Origin of the sequence: Kitasatospora mediocidica KCTC 9733 (genome assembly GCF_000744225.1) — a bacterium.
Taxonomy (GTDB): Bacteria; Actinomycetota; Actinomycetes; order Streptomycetales; family Streptomycetaceae; genus Kitasatospora; species Kitasatospora mediocidica.
Map to the genome: position 1 here is coordinate 1,007,352 of NZ_JQLN01000005.1, position 20,521 is coordinate 1,027,872.

Annotated in this window: 21 protein-coding genes; 5 read left to right on the forward strand and 16 right to left on the reverse strand. The window is 72.2% G+C overall.

From position 1 onward, the window contains the following. Positions 1 to 393 precede the first annotated feature (393 nt). On the forward strand, positions 394 to 927 hold the full coding sequence (locus BS80_RS18475; RefSeq protein ID WP_035798805.1) for a flavin reductase family protein: 534 nt from the start codon (positions 394 to 396) through the stop codon (positions 925 to 927). 18 nt (positions 928 to 945) lie between these two features. Here the strand turns inward: BS80_RS18475 and arfB are convergent, their stop codons facing one another. Next, positions 946 to 1,377 (reverse strand): alternative ribosome rescue aminoacyl-tRNA hydrolase ArfB, encoded by a 432-nt coding sequence (arfB, locus tag BS80_RS18480; protein ID WP_035798807.1) that lies wholly within the window; start codon positions 1,375 to 1,377, stop codon positions 946 to 948. A gap of 75 nt (positions 1,378 to 1,452) precedes the next feature. On the opposite strand from arfB, the gene BS80_RS18485 reads away from it, so the two are divergent. Both BS80_RS18485 and BS80_RS18490 read left to right on the forward strand, forming a co-directional pair. Beyond that, on the forward strand, positions 1,453 to 1,938 hold the full coding sequence (locus BS80_RS18485) for a hypothetical protein (protein WP_035798810.1): 486 nt from the start codon (positions 1,453 to 1,455) through the stop codon (positions 1,936 to 1,938). A gap of 121 nt (positions 1,939 to 2,059) precedes the next feature. Continuing rightward, complete coding sequence (locus BS80_RS18490; protein ID WP_035798811.1) at positions 2,060 to 2,635, forward strand: TerD family protein; 576 nt, start codon at positions 2,060 to 2,062, stop codon at positions 2,633 to 2,635. A 62-nt stretch (positions 2,636 to 2,697) separates the two neighbouring features. Here the strand turns inward: BS80_RS18490 and BS80_RS18495 are convergent, their stop codons facing one another. The 7 genes from BS80_RS18495 to BS80_RS18525 form a co-directional block, all read right to left on the reverse strand. Further along, positions 2,698 to 3,840, reverse strand: coding sequence for a hypothetical protein (locus BS80_RS18495; protein WP_157536369.1), 1,143 nt, complete (start codon positions 3,838 to 3,840; stop codon positions 2,698 to 2,700). Between the two features lie 92 nt (positions 3,841 to 3,932). Further along, complete coding sequence (locus BS80_RS18500; protein ID WP_035798814.1) at positions 3,933 to 4,424, reverse strand: DUF3180 domain-containing protein; 492 nt, start codon at positions 4,422 to 4,424, stop codon at positions 3,933 to 3,935. A gap of 135 nt (positions 4,425 to 4,559) precedes the next feature. Further along, a complete protein-coding gene (gene folK / locus BS80_RS18505; protein WP_035798815.1) occupies positions 4,560 to 5,159 on the reverse strand; it encodes a 2-amino-4-hydroxy-6-hydroxymethyldihydropteridine diphosphokinase in 600 nt (199 codons plus the stop codon). 49 nt (positions 5,160 to 5,208) lie between these two features. Further along, positions 5,209 to 5,568 carry a dihydroneopterin aldolase gene (gene folB, locus BS80_RS18510; protein WP_035801807.1) on the reverse strand — a complete coding sequence of 120 codons (360 nt, stop codon included), beginning with the start codon at positions 5,566 to 5,568 and terminating at the stop codon, positions 5,209 to 5,211. Positions 5,569 to 5,776: 208 nt separating this feature from the next. Beyond that, the gene (locus BS80_RS18515; protein WP_408607390.1) at positions 5,777 to 6,274 is read right to left on the reverse strand and encodes a nuclear transport factor 2 family protein; all 498 of its coding nucleotides are present in this window, start codon (positions 6,272 to 6,274) and stop codon (positions 5,777 to 5,779) included. Positions 6,275 to 6,294: 20 nt separating this feature from the next. Further along, on the reverse strand, positions 6,295 to 7,149 hold the full coding sequence (gene folP / locus BS80_RS18520; protein ID WP_157536371.1) for a dihydropteroate synthase: 855 nt from the start codon (positions 7,147 to 7,149) through the stop codon (positions 6,295 to 6,297). Between the two features lie 33 nt (positions 7,150 to 7,182). Then, entirely contained in the window at positions 7,183 to 9,027 is a 1,845-nt protein-coding gene (locus BS80_RS18525; protein WP_083974886.1) for a phosphatidylglycerol lysyltransferase domain-containing protein, read from the reverse strand. A 363-nt stretch (positions 9,028 to 9,390) separates the two neighbouring features. Between BS80_RS18525 and BS80_RS18530 the strand changes: the two genes are divergently transcribed. Beyond that, positions 9,391 to 10,578 carry an alpha/beta hydrolase gene (locus BS80_RS18530; protein WP_035798816.1) on the forward strand — a complete coding sequence of 396 codons (1,188 nt, stop codon included), beginning with the start codon at positions 9,391 to 9,393 and terminating at the stop codon, positions 10,576 to 10,578. A 26-nt stretch (positions 10,579 to 10,604) separates the two neighbouring features. Here the strand turns inward: BS80_RS18530 and folE are convergent, their stop codons facing one another. The 6 genes from folE to dacB all read right to left on the reverse strand — a co-directional run bounded on the left by folE (position 10,605) and on the right by dacB (position 18,143). Continuing rightward, positions 10,605 to 11,210 carry a GTP cyclohydrolase I FolE gene (gene folE / locus BS80_RS18535; protein ID WP_035798818.1) on the reverse strand — a complete coding sequence of 202 codons (606 nt, stop codon included), beginning with the start codon at positions 11,208 to 11,210 and terminating at the stop codon, positions 10,605 to 10,607. A gap of 101 nt (positions 11,211 to 11,311) precedes the next feature. After that, the gene (gene ftsH, locus BS80_RS18540) at positions 11,312 to 13,360 is read right to left on the reverse strand and encodes an ATP-dependent zinc metalloprotease FtsH (RefSeq protein ID WP_035798820.1); all 2,049 of its coding nucleotides are present in this window, start codon (positions 13,358 to 13,360) and stop codon (positions 11,312 to 11,314) included. 257 nt (positions 13,361 to 13,617) lie between these two features. Next, complete coding sequence (hpt, locus tag BS80_RS18545; protein WP_035798821.1) at positions 13,618 to 14,172, reverse strand: hypoxanthine phosphoribosyltransferase; 555 nt, start codon at positions 14,170 to 14,172, stop codon at positions 13,618 to 13,620. A 43-nt stretch (positions 14,173 to 14,215) separates the two neighbouring features. Beyond that, positions 14,216 to 15,367: a tRNA lysidine(34) synthetase TilS gene (gene tilS / locus BS80_RS18550; RefSeq protein ID WP_035798823.1), complete on the reverse strand. Its 1,152-nt coding sequence runs from the start codon at positions 15,365 to 15,367 to the stop codon at positions 14,216 to 14,218. 197 nt (positions 15,368 to 15,564) lie between these two features. Continuing rightward, positions 15,565 to 16,728 carry a zinc-dependent metalloprotease gene (locus BS80_RS18555; RefSeq protein WP_035798825.1) on the reverse strand — a complete coding sequence of 388 codons (1,164 nt, stop codon included), beginning with the start codon at positions 16,726 to 16,728 and terminating at the stop codon, positions 15,565 to 15,567. Between the two features lie 50 nt (positions 16,729 to 16,778). Further along, positions 16,779 to 18,143, reverse strand: coding sequence for a D-alanyl-D-alanine carboxypeptidase/D-alanyl-D-alanine endopeptidase (dacB, locus tag BS80_RS18560; protein WP_051966763.1), 1,365 nt, complete (start codon positions 18,141 to 18,143; stop codon positions 16,779 to 16,781). Positions 18,144 to 18,252: 109 nt separating this feature from the next. Here dacB and BS80_RS18565 point away from each other — a divergent pair, with 109 nt between their 5' ends. Continuing rightward, positions 18,253 to 18,747, forward strand: coding sequence for an inorganic diphosphatase (locus tag BS80_RS18565; RefSeq protein ID WP_035798828.1), 495 nt, complete (start codon positions 18,253 to 18,255; stop codon positions 18,745 to 18,747). A gap of 117 nt (positions 18,748 to 18,864) precedes the next feature. Here BS80_RS18565 and BS80_RS18570 read toward each other — a convergent pair whose 3' ends face one another. Together BS80_RS18570 and BS80_RS18575 are read right to left on the reverse strand one after the other, a co-directional pair. Continuing rightward, on the reverse strand, positions 18,865 to 19,830 hold the full coding sequence (locus BS80_RS18570) for an asparaginase (protein ID WP_035798831.1): 966 nt from the start codon (positions 19,828 to 19,830) through the stop codon (positions 18,865 to 18,867). A 58-nt stretch (positions 19,831 to 19,888) separates the two neighbouring features. Next, a complete protein-coding gene (locus BS80_RS18575; RefSeq protein ID WP_051966764.1) occupies positions 19,889 to 20,443 on the reverse strand; it encodes an RsiG family protein in 555 nt (184 codons plus the stop codon). Positions 20,444 to 20,521: the final 78 nt, after the last annotated feature.

A 20,521-nucleotide genomic window follows, 5' to 3' on the forward strand; every position in this document is an offset into this window, starting at 1 on the left:
TAGGTCTTGATGGTTATCGTCCGATTGCCAGAAGAACTGAATCACAGCGAGCACAGCATTCGGCACGCTCGGTCAGCAATAGGTCGTCACTTGTGACTCAAATCACACAACCCATAGACAGGCAAACCCGGTTCATCTCGGTCATGCCCGGACACGATTCCGCGATGGCCACCTTCGACGTCGGTCGTGGACGGCCCGAACTGAAGGCGCCTGCCCGCCGCCGGGCCCTGCCACTTCACCCCTGGGGGTGAGCCGGGCCCCGCCCAGGGTGAATCCGGCGGCCTCCAGTCGGCCCAGCGGGGGTCCTACTCTCCGAAGAAGGTCCTAGGACCTCCTAGGACCACCGCCCGATGCCGCCGCCCCCGAACCCCGACTACCGTGCGGTACGTGTCCATGTCGCCGCAGCCCGCAGCTGCCTCCCTCGCCACGCCGGACGAGTTCCGGGCCGCCCTCTCCCAGCTGGCCGCCGGGGTCGCCCTGCTGACCGTGCACGACCTGGGCGAGGACGCCGGGCCGGCCGAGGACGCCGGGATGACCGCGACCTCGTTCCTGTCGGTGTCGCTGGAACCGCCGCTGGTGCTGGTCTCGGTGCGCGAGGACTCCCGGATGGACGAGCTGCTGACCCGCAACGACCTCTGGGCCGTCTCGCTGCTCGGCGAGCGGCACCGCACGCTGGCGTCCCGGTTCGCCATGAAGGGGCGGCTCAGCGACCGGCTGCTCTTCGCCGACACCCCGCACCACCGCGGCCCGGCCACGGGTGCGCCGCTGGTGGAGGGCGCGCTGGCCACCGTCGAGTGCCGCACCGAGCAGCGGATAGCCGCCGGGGACCACACCCTGCTGATCGGCCGCGTGCTGGAGGCCCGGGTGCCGTCGCCGGACGCGCAGCCGCTGCTCTACTTCCGCGGCGGCTACCGCCAGCTCGGCTGAACGCCGGGCGCCCGGGGACTACTCCGCGCCCGGGCGGCCCCGGCCGCGCTTCACCTCGGAGCGGCGCTTCTTGTTGGTCAACCGGCGCTCGACCATCCCGCGGCTGGGCCGGGTCGCCCGGCGGGCCTTGGGCGGCGGCGCCGTCGCCTCGCCGAGCAGCGCGGCCAACCGGGCCGCGGCCACCTCGCGGTTGCGCCACTGCGAGCGGTGCTCGGAGGCCCGGACGACCAGGATCCGGCCGTCCACCAGCCGACCGGCCAGCCGCTCCAGGGCACGCTCCTTCCACACCTCGGGGAGCGCGTCCGAGGCGGCCAGGTCGTAGCGCAGCTCGACCTGGGTGTCGGAGGTGTTGACGTGCTGGCCACCGGGGCCGGACGAACGCGAGAAGCGCCAGACGAGCTCGGCGTCGGGGACGACCACCGATCCCCGGACGCGGATGGGCTCAGGCATGCGTCCATCATCCCCGCCCGGTGCGCGTGCCGTCACCCGGTTATCAAGCGCCCCGGCGTACCGGAGAATGGCCCCGTGATCGAGCTCGGCTACTCCCTCTCCCCCCGCTTCCCGGACCCCCCGCAGACCGACTACCGCTCGGCGGCCGTCCGGTCGCTGCGGTACGACCTGTTCTGCGGCGACGTCTTCCTCGAGGCGGACGGCCTGGACCTGTCCACAGCCTGGGGATGGGTGCCGGTGCTCGACTTCGCCTGGGCGCTCTGCGACATCGTCGAGCAGCTCGACCAGGACCCGCGCGGCAGCCGGGCCGCCACCGTGCAGACCGCCGACCTGGACTTCACCCAGTCCACCGAGCTGCTGCGGTTCGCCCGCCGGTTCGGCCTGGTGGAGATCTCGGCGACCTGGCTGGACCAGCCGCCGGCCGTGGTCCGCCACCAGGACCTGCGCCGGGAGGCCCGGGACTTCCTGCAGGACGTCCTGGCAGACCTGGCGGACCTGCATTCCGGGCTCGCCGACAACCCGAACATCTGGACCGTCCAGGGCCGCTTCCCGCGGATCTGACCTGCCGTTTATACCGATCCATGGGCATTTCTTGGCAATCGGTCGCCCCGATCCGGAACCACCGGGTCCCCCGCCCTCGTTCTTCCCGACACGAGCACGCGACGAAGGGACACCACACACCATGCCAGTGAGCCTCTCCAAGGGTGGCAACGTCTCGCTGACCAAGGAGGCCCCCGGGCTGACCGCGGTCTCCGTGGGCCTCGGCTGGGACGCCAGGACCACCACCGGTACGGAGTTCGACCTCGACGCCAGCGCCATCGTGCTGGACGCCTCCGGCAAGGTGCTCTCCGCCGGACACTTCGTGTTCTTCAACAACCTGCGCTCCCCGGACGGCACCGTCGTGCACACCGGCGACAACCGCTCCGGTGACGGCGAGGGCGACGACGAGGTGATCAACGTCGACCTGGCCGGCCTGCCCGCCGGGGCCGACCGGATCACCTTCCCGGTGTCGATCTACGACGCGACGAACCGCTCGCAGAGCTTCGGCCAGGTCCGCAACGCCTACATCCGGGTGCTCAACCAGGCCGGCAACGCCGAACTCGCGCGCTACGACCTCTCCGAGGACGCCGCCACCGAGACCGCCATGATCTTCGGCGAGCTCTACCGCAACGGCGCCGACTGGAAGTTCCGCGCCGTCGGCCAGGGCTACGCCTCCGGCCTGGCCGGGATCGCCCAGGACTTCGGCGTGGCGCTCTGACGCAGGCGCCAAAAGCACCGGTCCCCCCGACGCGGCGCGTCGGGGGGACCGGTGTTCGCGCGTCAGTGCGCGGCGCGCAGCTCCGGCAGGTCGAGCAGCTCGGTCTCGTCCTCCGGCGTCAGGTCGACCACGGCCGGACGCGGGGCGCCGCCCACGGGGGCACCGGCCACCTCGTCACCGAGGACGTCCGCGAGATCCTGAGCCACCGTCACCGGCGCTGGCTGCTGGGCCGGCTGCTGGTCCGCCAGCTCGGAGACGCTGCCGACCGAGGGCGCCGGGGCGGCCGCCCGCAGCGCCGCAGCGCCCGCCACCGCACCGCGGCCGAAGAAGCTGAAGTTGCCGGGCCGGCCCTGGCCGGCCGGCTGCGGGCGCGGACGCTGCCGCTCGACCGGGGCGACCGAGGTCGCCGGCGCACCGGCGAGCGGCTCCGCCGGGCCGGTCAGCACCGGACGCACCGGGGAGGCTGCCACAGCCTGCCGTACCGGCTGCTGCGCCGTCTGGTGGGCGCTCGGGTGGGCCGGCTCCAGCCGGCCGATCCGGGGCACCTCCAGGGCCTGCTGGTGGCCGGCGTCGCCCCGGCCCGCCGCGTCGGGGGCGGCGCCCGGCTCCTGCTCGGCCAGGGAACGCCGCCGCTCGGCCCGCAGCTCCGCCTCCCGCTGCGTCCGGGCCGCCTGCGCGCGCCGCTCCAGGTGCCGCAGGGCGGAGGCCGCCCGCAGGTACGCGACCGCCGTGACGGGGTGCCTGGGCCGGGTCGCCTCGATCGCCCGCTGGGCCGCCTCGGCCTCCTTCAGCGCCTGCTCGGCCGCCATCACCGCCCGCTCGCGCAGCAGCCGGGCCAGCTCGGTCTCGACCTTCGCCAGCCGGGACTTCTCCGCCGTCAGCCGCCGGCCGAGCCGGGTGGCCCGCTCCTCGGCGACCTCGGCCGCGTACTCGGCCTCGGCCAGCTGCTCCTCGAAGCGCTCCTCGTCCCGGACCCGGCGGATGGCCGCGACATCGGCGGCGGCCCGGGCGGCCCGGTCGCGCTGACGGAGCACCAGGGCCAGCCCCAGCACCGCGAGTACCGCGGCGACGCCCACCGAGCGGACCAGCTCGGTGTCGCCGCTGGCGACCAGCGCGGCCAGAGCGGCCACTGTGACGACGGCGGCGGCGGCCGGCGGCAGGGCCCGGCTCAGAACGGAGGAATGACGGTGGCGTCCGCGTGGCATGAGCAAGAAACTAGCGTGCGACGAAGAGGGCCCGCCAGTAGGGGCCGCAGAAGGAACGGCGTCCGGACCGGATCCGGCGGGCGCCGCGGAGGTCAGCGAGGGCTGGGGGCCGCGCCCTTGCCGCCGTTGCCGTCGTCCTCGGGGAGCTTGCAGACGTGCTGCAGCCAGAGCGCCGCGGCGATCACCCCGGCACCGGCCACCACCGCGAGCCCGGCGGTGATCGCCGAGCCCTGGTGCGCACTGAAGTCCGGCAGCGTGGCGAGGAAGATCCCCAGCCCCGCGTAGATCCCCGTCGCCACCGACGAGACCAGCGCGCTGGCCTGCGCCAGCACCACCGCCCGGGCGGCGCCCAGCGGGTCGACGCCCTTGGCGCCGGGGACCCGGTCGCGGACCGCCTTCAGTCTGGTCCGCAGCGAGATCGCCGTCGCCAGCAGCACCACCGCGACCGCCGCGAGCACCACCGGCGCCGCGGCCGGCACGCCGGGCAGCGAGTCCAGCGAGTTCCAGAGCTTGGCACCGGCCCAGGACAGCGCCGTCGAGACCACGACGATGGCCATCAGCAGACGGAGGCGGAGCAGCTTCACTCGGACAGGGTCCTTCCCCGGGAACGGTCACACTTAGCGGCGCCCGGCCACCGTACCGGCACGGACGCCCCCCATTGGTACGGCCGGGGACCCTCCCGGAGTTCCCCGGCCCGCCCGGACCGGCCGGTCGCCGCGCTACTCCGGCAGCCGCAGCTGGATGTCCTCGCGGCGGAGCACGCCCTGCGCGCCCTCGCCGCCCAGCTCCTTGAGCAGGTCGGCGACCAGCCCGAGGCCCGGCAGCTCACCGGCGGGGTCGGCGTCGGCCCAGGGCGCGAGCACGAAGGCCCGCTCGTGCGCGCGCGGGTGCGGCAGCAGCAGCACCGGGTCGTCGCTGGTGACGCCCTCGTAGCTGAGGATGTCGACGTCCAGCGTGCGGGCGCCCCAGCGGACCGTGCGGACCCGGCCGAAGGCGTCCTCGATGGCGTTGGCCCGCTCCAGCAGGGAGCGCGGCGGCAGTGTGGTGCGCAGCACGACCACGGCGTTGTAGAAGTTGGGCTGCTCGCCCGGACCACCGAGAGCGGGCGTCTCGTAGACCGCGGAGACCGCCTTGATCTTCAGCCCGGGGGTGTCCGCCAGGGTGTCCACGGCGCCCTGGAGGGTCTCCAGCCGGTTGCCCAGGTTGCTGCCCAGGGCCACCACGGCGTAGCGCGGGTTGTGCAGGGTGGTGTCGGCCGAGTCGACCCGGCGCTCCAGGTCGAACGTGGTCGGCGAGGCGGTCGGGTCGCTGGTGCTCATCGGATTCCCTCTGCGGCTGAAGCGATCGGACACGGAAACACCGGGGACGTCACGCGCGGCCCCGGTGGATGGTGATGGTCACATCGTCGAACGGCACGGTGATCGGCGCGTCCGGCTTGTGAACGGTGACCTCGACCTCTTCGACCGCCGCGTGCTTCAGGCACTGGTCGGCGATCCGCTGGGCCAGGGTCTCGATCAGGTCGACCGGCTCGCCGGCGATGATCGCGGTGACCTCCTCCGCGACGACGCCGTAATGCGCCGTACGGGTGAGGTCGTCGCCGGACGCGGCCGGGCGGGTGTCCAGGTGGAGCACGAGGTCGACCACGAAGGTCTGCCCCTCGATCCGCTCCCGCTCGAAGACGCCGTGGTGGCCGCGGGCACGCAGGCCCCGCAGGGTGACGCGGTCCAGCAACTGAATCACTGCTCCTGATCTTGGAACGGCAGGCTTCGTCGCCCGCCGTCCATCGAATCTACCCGTGGCACATGACAGCACGGTGCCACGGATGGAGCGCTCCTACCCGGCCCGGGCATCGGCCACGCACGACGGTGCGTCGAGCAGGGTGAACATCAGGTGTCCGTCGGGGCATTCCCGCCGGCCCCGCGCACACCGTCGGGCCTCAGTCCTCGTCCTCGTCATCGCCGCTGGTCAGCACCGGTGAGCCATGGTGCGACCAGAGCCGCCAGCCCGCCTCGGTACGGCGGAAAAGGTTGGTCGACACGACCTTGCCGCCGACCAGCGGGCCGAGCTCGCCCTCCTCCTCGGCCTCGCCCCCGGAGAGGATGTTCTCCGTACAGGTGACGAGGGCCACATCGCCCTGCACCTCGACCTCGACGTCGGTCAGGAAGAACTGGATGTACTCCGTGTTCATCATGATCAGCATGTAGGACCGGGTCACCTGGGCCCGGCCGCGCAGCACCGGCCATCCCGGGTGCACACAGATCACGCCGTGCTTGTCGTCGGCGTCCGCGGCGGAGAGCCAGACGTCCTCTATCGCCTCCAGATCGCCTATCTCCAACGCGTCGTAGAGGCGCTGGTTCGCCGCCAGCACGGCCTCCCGGTCCGCCTCCAGCGACCCTGCCGCCGCCCCGTTGCTCAACGCGCCGTCACCAGCCACGCCACCACCCACTCCCTCGGTCAGCTCTGCCCGGCAGCCTGCCAGGCCGCCACGACCCGTACCGCATCGGCGGTCCCCGCGACGTCGTGCACCCGGACCGCCCAGGCCCCGGCGCGTGCGGAGAGCACCGACACCGCCGCCGTGGCGTCGTCGCGCTGCCGGGCCGGCCGCGGCTCCCCGGTTTCCGGGTCGGCCAGCAGCGTACCCAGGAAGCGCTTGCGTGAAGCCGCCACCAGGACCGGCCGGCCCAGCGCGGTGAGCGCGTCCAGACCGGCCAGCAGGGCCCAGTTGTGCGCGGTGGTCTTGGCGAAGCCGAGACCCGGGTCGAGGATCAGCTGCTCCTCCTTGACCCCCGAGGCCAGCAACGCGTCGGCCCGCTCGCGCAGTTCGGCCGCCACCTCGGCCACCACGTCCCCGTAGACCGCCAGGCGGTCCATGTCGGCCGACTGGCCGCGCCAGTGCATCACCACGAACGGCACCCCCAGCTCGGCCACCACCGCGGCCATCGCGGGGTCGGCCAGGCCGCCGGAGACATCGTTGACCAGCCGGGCACCGGCTGCCACGGCCTGCTCGGCGACGGCGGCCCGCATGGTGTCCACCGAGACCACCACCCCGGCCGCGGCCAGCTCCCGGACCACGGGGACGACCCGGCGCAGCTCCTCCTGCTCGGTGACCCGGTGGGCCCCCGGACGGGTGGACTCGCCGCCCACGTCCACCAGGTCCGCGCCGCGGGCCACCAGGTCCAGACCGTGCGCGACGGCGGCCTCCGGATCGAGCCAGAGGCCGCCGTCCGAGAACGAGTCGGGGGTGACGTTGACGACGCCCATCACGGCGCAGCGGTCGAGGTGCGCGAGGCCGGGCAGCGGGTTGTTCATGGCCCTATTATCCGGCCATCGCCCGCCGCCCGGTCAGGCGGCCGGAGCGACCGACTCCGGCCCGGTCGGAGCCGGCAGCAGCCCCTGCCGCTGGCGCTTGCGCCCGAACTTCGGCATGCCCAGGGTGATGAACGCCTCGGCCTGCATCGCCGCGAAGCCGATCCGCGGCAGGTCCCGGGTGCTCGGGTAGACCAGGAACCGCGGCTCCCACTCCGGCTGGAACTTGGCGTTGAACTTGTACAGCGACTCGATCTGGAACCAGCGCGAGAGGAAGACCAGCAGTCCGCGCCAGGCGCGCAGCACCGGACCGGCGCCGATCCGCTCGCCGCGGGCCAGCGCCGAGCGGAACATCGCGAAGTTCAGCGACACCCGGCGCACGCCGAGCGCCGGGACGGCCTGCAGGGCCGCCACGATCAGCAGCTCGTTCAGGCCGGGGTCGGCCGCGCGGTCACGGCGCATCAGCTCCAGCGAGATGCCGTCCGGGCCCCACGGAACGAAGTGCAGCACCGCCTTGAGGTCGTCGCCGCCGGCCGGCTCGCCCTCCTCCGGGGCCTTGTGGGCGGTGACCACCACGCACTCGTCGTCGCCCAGGTCGCCGAAGCGGCCCAGCGCCATCGAGAAGCCGCGCTCGGTGTCGGTGCCGCGCCAGCGGGCCGCGGCGTCCGCGATCCGCAGCTTCTCCGCGCGGTCCAGCTCGCCGACCCGACGGACCTTGCACGAGTAGCCGTTGCGCTCGATCCGCTTGACCATCTGTCGGACGTTGCGCATCGCGCGGCCGGACAGCGAGAAGGTGCTCGCGTCGACGATCGCCTCGTCGCCGAGCTCCAGCGCGTCCAGGCCCGCCTCGCGGGTCCAGACCTCGCCGCCGACCTCGCTGCAGCCCATCACGGCCGGCACCCAGGCGTGCTCGCGGGCCGCCGCCATGAAGACCTTGATCGCGCCGGGCCAGGCCTCGACGTCGCCCACCGGGTCGCCGGAGGCCAGCATCACGCCGGAGATCACCCGGTAGGAGATCGCCGCCTTGCCGGTCGGCGAGAAGAGCACGCTCTTGTCGCGACGCAGCGCGAAGTAGCCCAGCGAGTCGCGCTCGCCGTGCCGGTCCAGCAGCGCGCGGACCTTGACCTCCTCCTCGGCGGTCAGCTCCGGCTCGGGCTTCTCCGGGCGCAGCGCGAGGTAGCCGCTGGTGAAGGCGGTCACCAGGCCGAGCGCGGCCAGCGAGTAGCCGACCAGGTCACGGGTGCGGTCGGTGCGGTAGTCGACCGGACCGTCCAGGCCGAACAGCCCCCAGACGGTCTCCTTCAGCCGGGCCAGCAGGTCCGGGTTGCCCATCTCGGAGTGCGGGTGGGCGCTGACGATCAGCAGGCCGAGCGCGAGGCTGACGGCGCCCATCACGATCAGGTTGAACAGAGCGCGCCAGCGGGTACGCGGGTCGGCCTTGGCGTAGAACTCCCGCCGGTGGACAAGGACCACGACGAAGAGGGTCATCGAGACCACGGCCGGGCCGATCTGGTGCCAGCGCAGGACGTGCAGCGCGGCGCCGAGCGGCAGCAGCACGCAGACCATCCGCCAGGCCCGGCGCTTGCGGCGGCGCAGCGCGTGCGCGAGCAACACCAGCAGGATGCCGATGACCAGCGTGCCGGCCGCGGCGAGGGTCGTGGTGCCGCCGGGCAGCTGGCCGGTCCAGGTATGCATCCTGGAGCGCTTCAGCTTCGGGAAGATCGCACTGGCGATGTCCACCAGGCCGATCAGCAGGCAGGCATAGCCGACCGCCCCCGGCAGCCAGGCGCGGGGGACGGTGGAGGCTTGGGTTCGCAGCGTCTGCAGACCTCGGCGACGGGGCTGCTCGGGAGACGACTCAGCGGACACGGGAACGCTCATGAAAACTCAGCGTAGAGGGTGCGGAGGGGTGTCCGGTCACCCTGAGGGATGAGCTGGGATGGACCTTCATGCGTATTCCTTACCTTGACAAAATGACCGTCAAGAGGGGGTAATCCCTTGGCCTTGTGGTAGCTGCGACGCCTGGCAGACGGCTCGGCCGCGCACCGCGCAGAGCGCAACGCCGAAGTCTAGGCCCTTGGTTCGTGTGGGTGAAGCCGTCCGACCGGCTCCCCCCGTGCCCGTGCCGTACGCCGTTCGCCTCGCGTTCCCCCGGTGTAGGGGACGAACTCCGGTGGCCGTGCCCCGACCGCACTCCGATGATGAACCGACAGCACAGCCACCTCCGCCCGGGGAGCCCGTCGCATGAATTTGACCAGCAGCGGTCTGGTGTATGCCCTGGTAGCACTCGCCGTCCTGACCGTTCTGGCAACGCTCTGGTTCTGGCCCAGGCTGGCCCCGCAGCGGCTGCTGCCGATGCTCGGCCGGATCTGCCTGCTGACGGTCACTCAACTGACTGTACTGGCCGTCTGTGCGCTGGCCGTCAATCACACGTACGGTTTCTACTCCTCCTGGGACGACCTACTGCACCCGGGGGACGCCCCGCTGGCGCTCGCTCCCCCGGTCGGCGGAACGGGCAAGAGCAGTCCTCCGAAGACCGACGCGCTGGTCCAGCCGACCACCGAAGGCGGTCTGGAGGCGGACGACGTCCCGCAGGGCACCCCGGAGCAGGTAGGGCGGGTGGACTCGGTCCTGGTGCACGGCAAGGAGTCCGGTCTCTCCGACCAGATGTTCATCTACCTGCCTCCCGAGTACTTCAACCCGAAGTACGCGCGGCACCGCTTCCCCGTCCTGCTCAGCCTGGCCGGCTTCCCCGGGACGCCGCTGCACCTGCTGAAGGAGATGGACGAGCCGAAGACGATCTGGGACCTCCAGCGGACCGGGAAGATGGAACCGACCATCGTCGTGATGGCCCGCCCCAGTGTGGCCGCGCCGCGCGACACCGAGTGTGTGAACGTCCCCGGCGGACCGCAGACCGAGACCTGGTTCGCCAAGGACGTCCCGACCGCGCTGCGCTCGGCCTACCGGGTCAGCCGCTCGGCGGGCTCCTGGGGCGTCCTCGGCTACTCGACCGGCGGCGGCTGCGCCCTGCGGCTGGCCGCGCGCTTCCCCGACACGTACAGCGCGGCGGCCGGGCTGCACGCGGACTACACGGTGGTGCCGGACCCGTTCGGCAGCAGCGGCGACCTCTACTCGGGCAACCCGGGGCTGGCCCAGCAGTACGACCTGGCCTGGCGGCTGCAGAACATGCCCGCACCCAAGGTCTCGATGCTGGTGGTCTCCACCCGCACCGAGGACAACTACCCGGCGACCCAGCAGTTCCTCTCCGTCGCCCAGCCGGTCGCGGCCGCGCACCCGGAGTTCAGCGTGGAGTCGCTCTTCCTCCCCGACGGCGGCCACAGCTTCGACACCTGGCGCCGTGAGCTGCCGGCCGCCCTGGAGTGGATGAGCGACCGGCTGGCGCCGCCCCCCGACCGCGAGCCGCGCAGCTGACGCGGCCGGCGGCGGCCGACGGGCGGTCAGCGGCCGATGATCAGGCTCATCGCCTCGGCCCGGGTCGCCGGGTCACGCAGCTGGCCGCGCACGCACGAGGTGATGGTCTTGGCCCCGGGCTTGCGGATCCCGCGCATCGACATGCACATGTGCTCGCACTCCACCACGACGATCGCCCCGCGCGGCTCCAGGATCCGCATCAGCGCGTCGGCCACCTGGCTGGTCAGCCGCTCCTGCACCTGCGGGCGGCGGGCGTAGACGTCGACCAGCCGGGCCAGCTTGGACAGGCCGGTGATCTTGCCGCTGACCGAGGGGATGTAGCCGACGTGCGCGACCCCGCGGAACGGGACCAGGTGGTGCTCGCAGACCGAGGTCAGCTCGATGTCCTTGACCAGCACCATCTCGTCGTGGCCGAGGTCGAAGGTGGTGGTCAGGACGTCCTCGGGCTCCTGCCAGAGACCGGAGAATATCTCCTTGTACGCCCGGGCCACCCGGGCCGGCGTCTCCAGCAGACCCTCACGGTCCGGGTCCTCGCCGACGGCGAGCAACAGCTCGCGGATCGCGTTCTCGGCGCGCTTCTGGTCGAAGGTGCCGATGGCGGACTGACCGTCGAGCGTCACCGGGTCGATCATTCGAGCCTCGCTAGTGCAGGGGAGAAGTTGCTGAGCAGCAGAGATGCCGCGCCTCCAGGGTACAAACCCCGGGGGCGCGGCATCCATTCCGTGCGGTTCGGTCAGCTCTCGGAGGTGCTGTCACCGATGACCGGCGGGAGCTTCACGATGTCCACCGCGGTGGCCTCCAGCGAAGCGGCGGCGCCGTTGGTGAGCGCCAGCTCCTTCGGAGACTGCACCGGCGGCCGGGTGGACGGCGTGCGACGGGACGAGCCCGTCCAGGCCGGCCGGGCCGGACGCTTGACGATCGACTTGAAGACCTCGGCGATCTGCTCCTTGTTCAGGGTCTCCTTCTCCAGGAGCTCCAGAACCAGGTTGTCGAGCACGTCCCGGTTCTCGACCAGGATCTCCCAGGCCTCGTTGTGGGCGTTCTCGATGAGCTTCTTGACCTCTTCGTCGACCAGCCCCGCGACCTCTTCCGAGTAGTCGCGCTGGTGGCCCATGTCGCGGCCCAGGAACGGCTCGGAGTTGTCCGAACCGAACTTGATCGCGCCGAGCCGCTCGGTCATCCCGTACTGGGTGACCATGGCCCGAGCCGTGGCGGTGGCCTTCTCGATGTCGTTCGAGGCGCCGGTGGTCGGGTCGTGGAAGACCAGCTCCTCCGCCGCGCGCCCGCCCAGCATGTACGCCAGCTGGTCGAGCATCTCGTTACGGGTCGTCGAGTACTTGTCCTCTTCCGGCAGCACCATGGTGTAGCCGAGCGCACGACCGCGGGACAGGATGGTGATCTTGTGGACCGGGTCGCTGTTCGGAGAGGCCGCCGCGACCAGGGCGTGTCCGCCCTCGTGGTACGCGGTGATCTTCTTCTCCTTCTCGGACATGATCCGGGTCCGCTTCTGCGGGCCCGCCACCACGCGGTCGATCGCCTCGTCGAGGGTGAGGTTGTCGACCAGCTTCTTGTCCGAGCGGGCGGTCAGCAGCGCGGCCTCGTTGAGGACGTTCGCCAGGTCCGCACCGGTGAAGCCGGGGGTGCGCTTGGCGACGGCCTTGAGGTCGACGTCCGGCGCGACCGGCTTGCCCTTCTGGTGCACCTTCAGGATGTCCAGGCGGCCCTGCAGGTCGGGGCGCTCGACCGCGATCTGGCGGTCGAAGCGGCCCGGGCGCAGCAGCGCCGGGTCCAGGATGTCCGGACGGTTGGTGGCGGCGATCAGGATCACGCCGCCCTTGACGTCGAAGCCGTCCATCTCGACCAGCAGCTGGTTGAGGGTCTGCTCGCGCTCGTCGTGGCCACCGCCGAGACCCGCACCGCGGTGCCGGCCGACGGCGTCGATCTCGTCGACGAAGACGATCGCCGGGGCGTTCGCCTTGGCCTGCTCGAAGAGGTCGCGGACCCGGCTCGCGCCGACACCCACGAACATCTCGACGAAGTCGGAGCCGGAGATCGAGTAGAACGGCACGCCGGCCTCGCCGGCGACGGCGCGGGCCAGCAGCGTCTTACCGGTTCCGGGCGGGCCGTAGAGCAGCACACCCTTGGGGATCTTGGCGCCGACGGCCTGGAACTTGGCCGGCTCCTGCAGGAACTCCTTGATCTCGTGGAGCTCCTCCACCGCCTCGTCCGCACCCGCGACGTCCGCGAAGGTGGTCTTCGGGGTGTCCTTGGTGAGCAGCTTGGCCTTGGACTTGCCGAACTGCATGACCCGCGAGCCGCCACCCTGCATCTGGTTCATCAGGAAGAGGAAGACCAGCACGATGATCACGATGGGCAGCATCGAGAGCAGCAGGCTGACGAAGGTCGACTGCTTCTCCGGGCTGATCGTGTAGCCCTGCGGCAGGGAGCCCTTGTTGACCTGGCTCTGCAACGTGTTGGCGATGTCCTTGCCCTGGTCCCCGATGTAGGAGGCCTGGAACTTGCTGCCGGACGGGCTCTTGCCGCCCGATCCGGCGTTGGTGAGGCTGGCGCCCGGGAGCAGTTCGATCTTGACGGTGTTGGAATCACCGGTGGTGATCTGGGCTTGCTTGACCTGGCCCGCGTCGATCGCTGCAACGACCTGGCCGGTGTCCACCGTCTTGTAGCCGTTCGAGTCAGAAACGACCTGCATCAGCACAATGACGGCGACGACGGCCAGGAGGATCCATGCGATCGGCGCGCGGAAGTATCGCTTGACGTCCATCCATGCGGGGCGTTGCCGCCCCGTCCCTCCTGCCACTCAACGGCGCTGCACGGCTCTCGGCCGTCGGCGCATCCGGTATGTGCATGTGCACCCCGCTCCCAGCCGGCTGGAAGTCGTACGAAGAGCGGGTAATTTGACCGTACAGCAGTGGTGCCCCGCTCCGTGGAAGCGCGACCTGCTGGTGTCTGTGGAGTTGTCCATCCGCCGACTCCAACGGGCGGGACCGGCGGACTGTTCCCTGATCTACGGCTTCTGCGTCAGCCGCCGTAGACGTGTGGGGCGAGCGTACCGATGAACGGCAGGTTGCGGAGCTTCTCCGCGTAGTCCAGGCCGTACCCCACGACGAATTCGTTGGGGATGTCGAAGCCGACGTACTTGACGTCGATCTCGACCTTGGCCGCGTCCGGCTTGCGCAGGAGGGTGCACACCTCCAGCGAGGCCGGCCCGCGCGAACCCAGGTTGCCGAGCAGCCAGGAGAGCGTCAGGCCGGAGTCGATGATGTCCTCGACGATCAGCACGTCCCGGCCCGCGATGTCGGTGTCGAGGTCCTTGAGGATCCGCACCACGCCGGAGGACTTGGTGCCCATGCCGTACGAGGAGACGGCCATCCAGTCCATCGTCACCTGGGAGTGCAGGGCCCGGGCGAGGTCGGCCATGACCATCACGGCGCCCTTGAGGACGCCGACGATCAGCAGGTCCTTCCCGGCGTAGTCCCGGTCGATCCGCTCGGCCAGCTCCAGGAGCTTGGCGTCGATCTCGTCCTTGCTGATGAGCACCTTCGCCAGGTCGGCGCCCATGTCCTTGTCGTCCACCGGGAGTACGTCCTCAAGTGTTCGTGGTCCTGTTGTTTCGGCGTCAGTCGCCCTGCCGCCGAAACACCAGGTTGCCACACCTTCGGGTGACCTCGACGCCCCCGGGTAGGTGGAGCGGCCCCTGGCCCCGCCACGCGGTGACCAGCAGATCCACCGTTTCCAGGTGCCGGGAGAAGAGATCACCGGCCGGGCAGCCCGCCCGCAGCGCGGTTCGGCGCAGCACCCGGCGCCGGACGGCCGAGGGCAGCTCGGCCAACCGGACGGCGTCCAGGGTGCCCGCACCGTCGTGCAGATCACGCCGGGAGAGGTCCTTCTCCACCACGTCGGCCCACTGGTCCAGGGCGTCGGCGTCGTCGCGGAAGAGCCGGGCGGTGCGGGCCAGCGCCTGCACCACGCCGTTGCCCAGGTGCTTCTCCAGCACCGGCAGGACCTCGTGGCGCACCCGGGCGCGGGTGTAGGCGGGGTCCATGTTGTGCGGGTCGTCCCAGACCGGGATGGACTGTGCGGTGCAGGCCTGCCGGGTGGCGGAGCGGTCGAGGTCCAGCAGCGGGCGGCGGTAGCGGCCCTTCTGCGCGGGCATCCCGGCCAGCGAGCGGGCGCCGGAGCCGCGGGCCAGGCCGAGCAGCACGGTCTCCGCCTGGTCGTCGCGGGTGTGGCCGAGGAAGACGGCCAGCGCCTGGTGGCGCTCGGCGGCCTCGTCGAGCGCGGCGTAGCGGGCGTCGCGGGCGGCGTTCTCGGGCCCGCCCTGGCGGCCGACCCGGACCGGGACGGCCTCCACCGGGTCCAGGCCGAGCGCGCGCAGGCGCTCGACGACCTGGAGGGCGCGGGCGGCGGAGCCGTCCTGGAGGCCGTGGTCGACGGTGACGGCGCCGACCCGCAGACCGAGCTTGGGCGCCTCGAAGGCGGTGGCGGTGGCGAGCGCCATGGAGTCCGCGCCGCCGCTGACGGCGACCAGGACGAGCGGGGAGCCGGGGGCGGCGGGGGTGCGCGGCAGGCCCGAGGGGTGGCGCCGGGCGTTGCCGATCAGGACGGTGGCGGGCGAGGCGGCGGTGGCCGTCGCGACGGCCGCGACAGCGCCGGACCGGGCGGGGACGGCGGCCGGCGCGGTGAAGGCGGCGCCGGCCTCGGCCACGAGGTCGGCGAGGGCGCGGCGGACGGCCAGGCGTATCGCCGCGACAGCGGGATGTGGACCCACGGTGAGCAACTCCTCTGCTGGGGGCGGGCACGCGACCAGAGGCACTGATAGCAGCCCGTTACCGAATGCTCACAGATCGTCGCAGAAGTGGGGGTGCGGTCGGGCCACCCGCGCCACCGGTACGACCACCGTCCCACGGACGGGTGAATGAAGAAACGTATCTTCACCTCACCCGATCACCCGTCCGAGGGGCGCGGCTAGGACTGGCGTCCGACCCGCGCCACCCAGGCGGCCGGGTTGTGGATCTCGTCCTTGGTCGGGAGGGTGTTCGGGGACGTCCAGACCCGGTTGAAGCCGTCCATCCCGATCCGGTCCACCACACCGCGCACGAAGACCGCGCCGTCCTGGTACTGGCGCAGCTTGGCGTCCATCCCCAGCAGCCGGCGCAGCAGCAGGTCGAGCCGGCCCGCGCCCTTGTCCCGGCGGCGCTGGAACTTCTCCCGGATCTCGCCCACGCTCGGCACCACGCTCGGGCCGACTCCGTCCATCACCACGTCCGCATGGCCTTCGAGCAGCGACATGACGGCGGTCAGCCGGTTCAGGATCTCGCGCTGGGCGGGCGTCTGGACCAGTTCGAGCAGGGTCTCGCGCTGCGGGCGGTCCGACGGGGAGAGCACCTCGCGCAGCCGTTCCAGCAGCGCGGTCGGCTCCACGTCGGTCTCGGCGAGGAAGGACTGCACCTCCGCCTGGACGTGGTCGCGCAGCCAGGGGACGGCGGTGAACTGGGTGCGGTGGGTCTCCTCGTGCAGGCAGACCCAGAGCCGGAAGTCGTGCGGGTCGACGTCCAGCTCCCGCTCCACCTGGACGATGTTCGGTGCCACCAGCAGCAGCCGGCCGGGTCCCGGCTGGTCCGGTCCGAGCCGGGGCTGGTCGAACAGCCCGGCCGGGCTGTCGGGGGTGTGCGGGACGCCGCGCTCGGCGGGCTCGGCGGCGGCGAAGGTCTCGTACTGGCCGAGCACCTTGCCGGAGAGCAGCGCGAGCACCGCGCCGACCTCCACCCCGGTGACCTTCTCCCCCACCGCGCCGAGCACCGCGCCGCCGGTGCTGCCGGCCCGGCGGGCCGAGAGCTTCTGCTCCAACGGCCTGATCACCGTCCGGAAGCCCGCGACGTTGGCGCGCACCCAGCCCGGGCGGTCCACCACCAGGACCGGCGCGGCGCCCTCGGCCGTCAGGCTGGTCGAGCGCATGCCGGTGAACTCGCGCACCGCGCCCTCCGCGGTGCGGGCGTGCTCGCGCAGCTCGGAAACCACCCTGCGGGCCTCGTCCCGGGTCACCTGGGGGCCCGGCCGGGCCAATCGGACCGCCGTCGCGACCGCGAGATTCCAGTCGACCATGTCGGCACCGCCGCTCGCGCTCGTCATGCCCTCACCGTACGTGCTCCGCGACGCCGCCCACCATGTGCCGGTCGGTCTTACTTGCAGCCGCAGCCGGCCAGCGCCGTGACGATGCGGTCCATCGCGGCGCGCGCGGTGTCCGCGCCGGCTGTGGTCTTGGTCATCAGGGCGAAGACCAGCAGCCGTCCGTCGGCGTCCACCACGGTGCCCGCCAAGGTGTTGACGTTGCTGAGGCTGCCGGTCTTGGCGTGCACGATGCCGGCGCCGCCGACGGTGCCCTGGGCGGCGTTGAAACGGCTGAGCAGCGTCCCGCTGAAGGCCCCGATCGGAAGGCCCGTCAGGACCGGGCGCAGCTGCGGGTGCTCGGGGGAGGCGGCGAGGGCGAGCAGGTCGGAGAGCACCAGCGGCGGGATGGTGTTCTTGACGTTCAGCCCGCTGCCGTCGTTCAGCTGGACGCCCGCCATCGGGATGCCGAGCCCCTGCAGCGTCTGGGTGACGGCGGCGGCCGCACCGTCGTAGCTGACCGGCTGGTGCGCGGCGATCGCCACCTGCCGGGCCACCGCCTCGGCCAGCGTGTTGTCCGAGTTGGTGAGCAGCCGCTCGACCAACCGGGCGAGGGTGGGCGACTGCACCTGGGCCAGCGGCGCCGCGCCCGCCGCCGCCACCACCTGGGCCGGCTTGCCGCCCACCGTGATGCCCTGAGCACCCAGCAGGTCGGCGAACCTGCCCGCCGCCTGGGCCGCCGGGTCGACCACCCGGGGCGGGACGTCGGTGTCCTCGGTGGGGTCGTTGCGCCCCTCGTCCACCATCAGCGACGCCATCGGGCCGATGTTGTACCCGTCGTTGTACTTGTGCGCGGCCGGACCGGTGAAGAGCGAGGTGTCGTAGCCGAGGTGCACGGTGGCGACGCCGGCCGCCTTGAGCGCGGCGGCGGTGCGCTGGGCCAGCTCGATCAGTGAGGCGGGGGCCGAGTCGGTGTCCACCGGCGCGCCGGCGATCCGGATCTGACCGACCGGAAGTCCGCTGAGCGTGGGGTCCCCGCCACCCACGAGAGTGATGTCGGAGGGCGTCGCGCCCGCCACCACCCGGGTCGTGATCCGGGTGTCGGCCGGCAGCAGGGTGAGCGCCGCCACGGAAGTGGCCAGCTTGGTGGTGGAGGCCGGAGTGGCGGGCGTCCCCTCGCCGGAGCCGAGCAGCAGCTTGCCGGTGCCGCCGTCGGTCACCGCGAAGTTCAGCGTGCCGAGCGCCTTGTCCTGCACCAGCTGGGCCAGCGCGCGCTGGAGGCCGGCGGTGGTCGGTATGTCGTCCCCCGCCGTGGTGACCGCCGGGGCGAGGACGGCCGGCGCGGGCGCCGCTGCCGCCGGAGCCGCCGTCCCGTCCGCCGAAGCCCCCGTACCGCCCACGACCAGCGCGACCACGGTCACGGCCGACGACAGCACCACCCGTGCACCTCTACGTGTCCCTGCCCCTGCCACTGCCCATCCCCTTTCCACAGCACTCCCTCCCGTAGGAGACACTTGGATTCTGTCAGTCCCTACCTTGGAGGAACCGTTGGAGTTCGACGTCACCATCGAGATCCCGAAGGGCTCCCGCAACAAGTACGAGGTGGACCATGAGTCCGGTCGCCTTCGTCTGGACCGGATGCTCTTCACCTCGACCCGCTACCCGGCCGACTACGGCTTCGTCGAGGGCACGCTCGGCGAGGACGGCGACCCGCTGGACGCCCTGGTCATCCTGGACGAGCCGACCTTCCCCGGCTGCCTGATCAAGTGCCGTGCCATCGGCATGTTCCAGATGACCGACGAGGCAGGCGGCGACGACAAGCTGCTCTGCGTCCCGGCCACCGACCCGCGCTGGGAGCACCTGCGGGACATCCACCACGTGTCGGAGTTCGACCGCCTGGAGATCCAGCACTTCTTCGAGGTCTACAAGGACCTCGAGCCCGGCAAGTCCGTCGAGGGCGCGGCCTGGGTCGGCCGCATCGAGGCCGAGGCCGAGATCGTCGCCTCGGTCAAGCGCCTTGAGGAGTCCGGCCACGCCCACTGAGGGCGTTCGGTCGCGACCGGTCGTTCTCGTTCTTTCGAGGCTCCCTGACGGCTGCTCGGCCCGGAGGCCGGGGCCGGTGGACACACTCCACCGACCCCGGCCTCCGGTGTGTCCGGGCTACAGACCCTCGACCACCGCGCGGATCTCGCCCACCACCGCGCCGCCGCCGTGCAGCGGAGCCGCGCCGATCCGCTCCAGCACCGCGTCGTCCAGCCCGAGCCGGCGCAGCACCGCGGCCAGCACCGGGCCGAGCGCCCGGCCGGCGCCGTCGTCGATCTTGAAGGCGAGGGCCCGCCCGTCCGGCAGGGCCACCGCCTGGACGGCCTCCGCGCCCATCTTGGACAGCGTCCCCGGGACCGCCTGCATCAGCCAGGTGTCGGGACGGCGGGTACCGGCCACGTACTGCGGGTGCGCGCGCATCGCGTCCGCCACCCGGCGCTGCGGCGTGCCGGGCTCGGCGAGGAGCAGCGAGCGGTAGCCGCGGGCCAGGCCGACCAGCGAGACGGCGTGCAGCGGCGCGCCGCAGCCGTCCGTCCCGAGGGCGGCTATCGACTCGCCGGAGGCCTCCTCCAGCGCCTCCTGGGCCAGCCGCTGGATCGGGTGCCCGGGGTCCAGGTAGCTGGCGGTCTCCCAGCCGTTGGCCTTGCTGGCGGCCAGCCAGGCGGCGTGCTTGCCCGAGCAGTTCATCAGCAGCGGCGCCCTGGTCCCGCCGGCCGCGAGGTGGTGCTCGGCCTCGGTCGGGTCCAGCGGCAGGTCGGGCGGGGTCTGCAGGTCCTCGGCCGCCAGTCCCGCGCCGGCCAGGATGGTCCGCACACCGTCCAGGTGAAACGATTCTCCGGAGTGGCTGGCGGCCGCCAGCGCCAGCAGCTCGCCCTCGATCGGCAGGCCGGCCCGCAGGGTGGCCACCGCCTGGAAGGGCTTGTTGCAGGACCGGGGGAAGATCGGGCGCTCGGGCGCGCCCACTGCGAGGTCCACCGTCCCGTCGGCGGCGAGGACCACCAGGGAACCCCGGTGGTGGCCCTCGGTGAAGCCGGAGCGCACCACCTCGGCGAGAACGGGCAGGAGATCGGCAGAGTCGGGCATGGGGTGAGAGCCTTCCGGAGCGGACGAGGGTGTCGGCGGCGTCCGTGGCGACCGGGTCTCAGTCGGCCGGCGTGCCTCCGGCGAGCAGGTCGTCGACCCGCGCTTCACCTTCACGGTACCGCCGGGTGATCTCGGCGCTGCAGCCGTCCGCCGTCCGCTGCAGCAGCTGGCGCCGGCCGGAGACCTCGCGCTCGTGCGCGGTGAGCCGGTCCAGCGCGGCCAGCAGCTCCGCCGAGGCGTGCGCGGCGAGGTCCGCCAGCTGCACGTCACCCATCAGGGCGTCCGCCTCCTCGCGGTACTGCTCGCCGCGCGGGGGGCCCAGCGTGACGTGCCGGGCCGAGCTGCGCACCGGCGACGGCGCGTCGGCCAGGATCTGCGGGAGCCGGTGCAGCAGGGTGTCCGGGTGGACCGGTCGCTGCCTGCGGTCCAGGGTGCGGCGGTCGAGTTCGGCCCGCAGGATGTCCACCCGGCCCTGCAACAGGCGGCGCAGGTAGGACAGGTCGGCCTCCTGCTCCCGGGCGTCCCGGCGCAGGGTGCGCAGCGCGTCGAGGCCGAGCGTCCCCAGCTCCGCCTGGGCCACCTCGGGCTCGCTCGGCACTCTGTTCGTGTCCATCGACCAACCACCTGCCGTTGTCCTGGTCCCGCCCTTACGGCCGCACTCCACTGAGGCACGCCCATCGGCCCCTCCGGG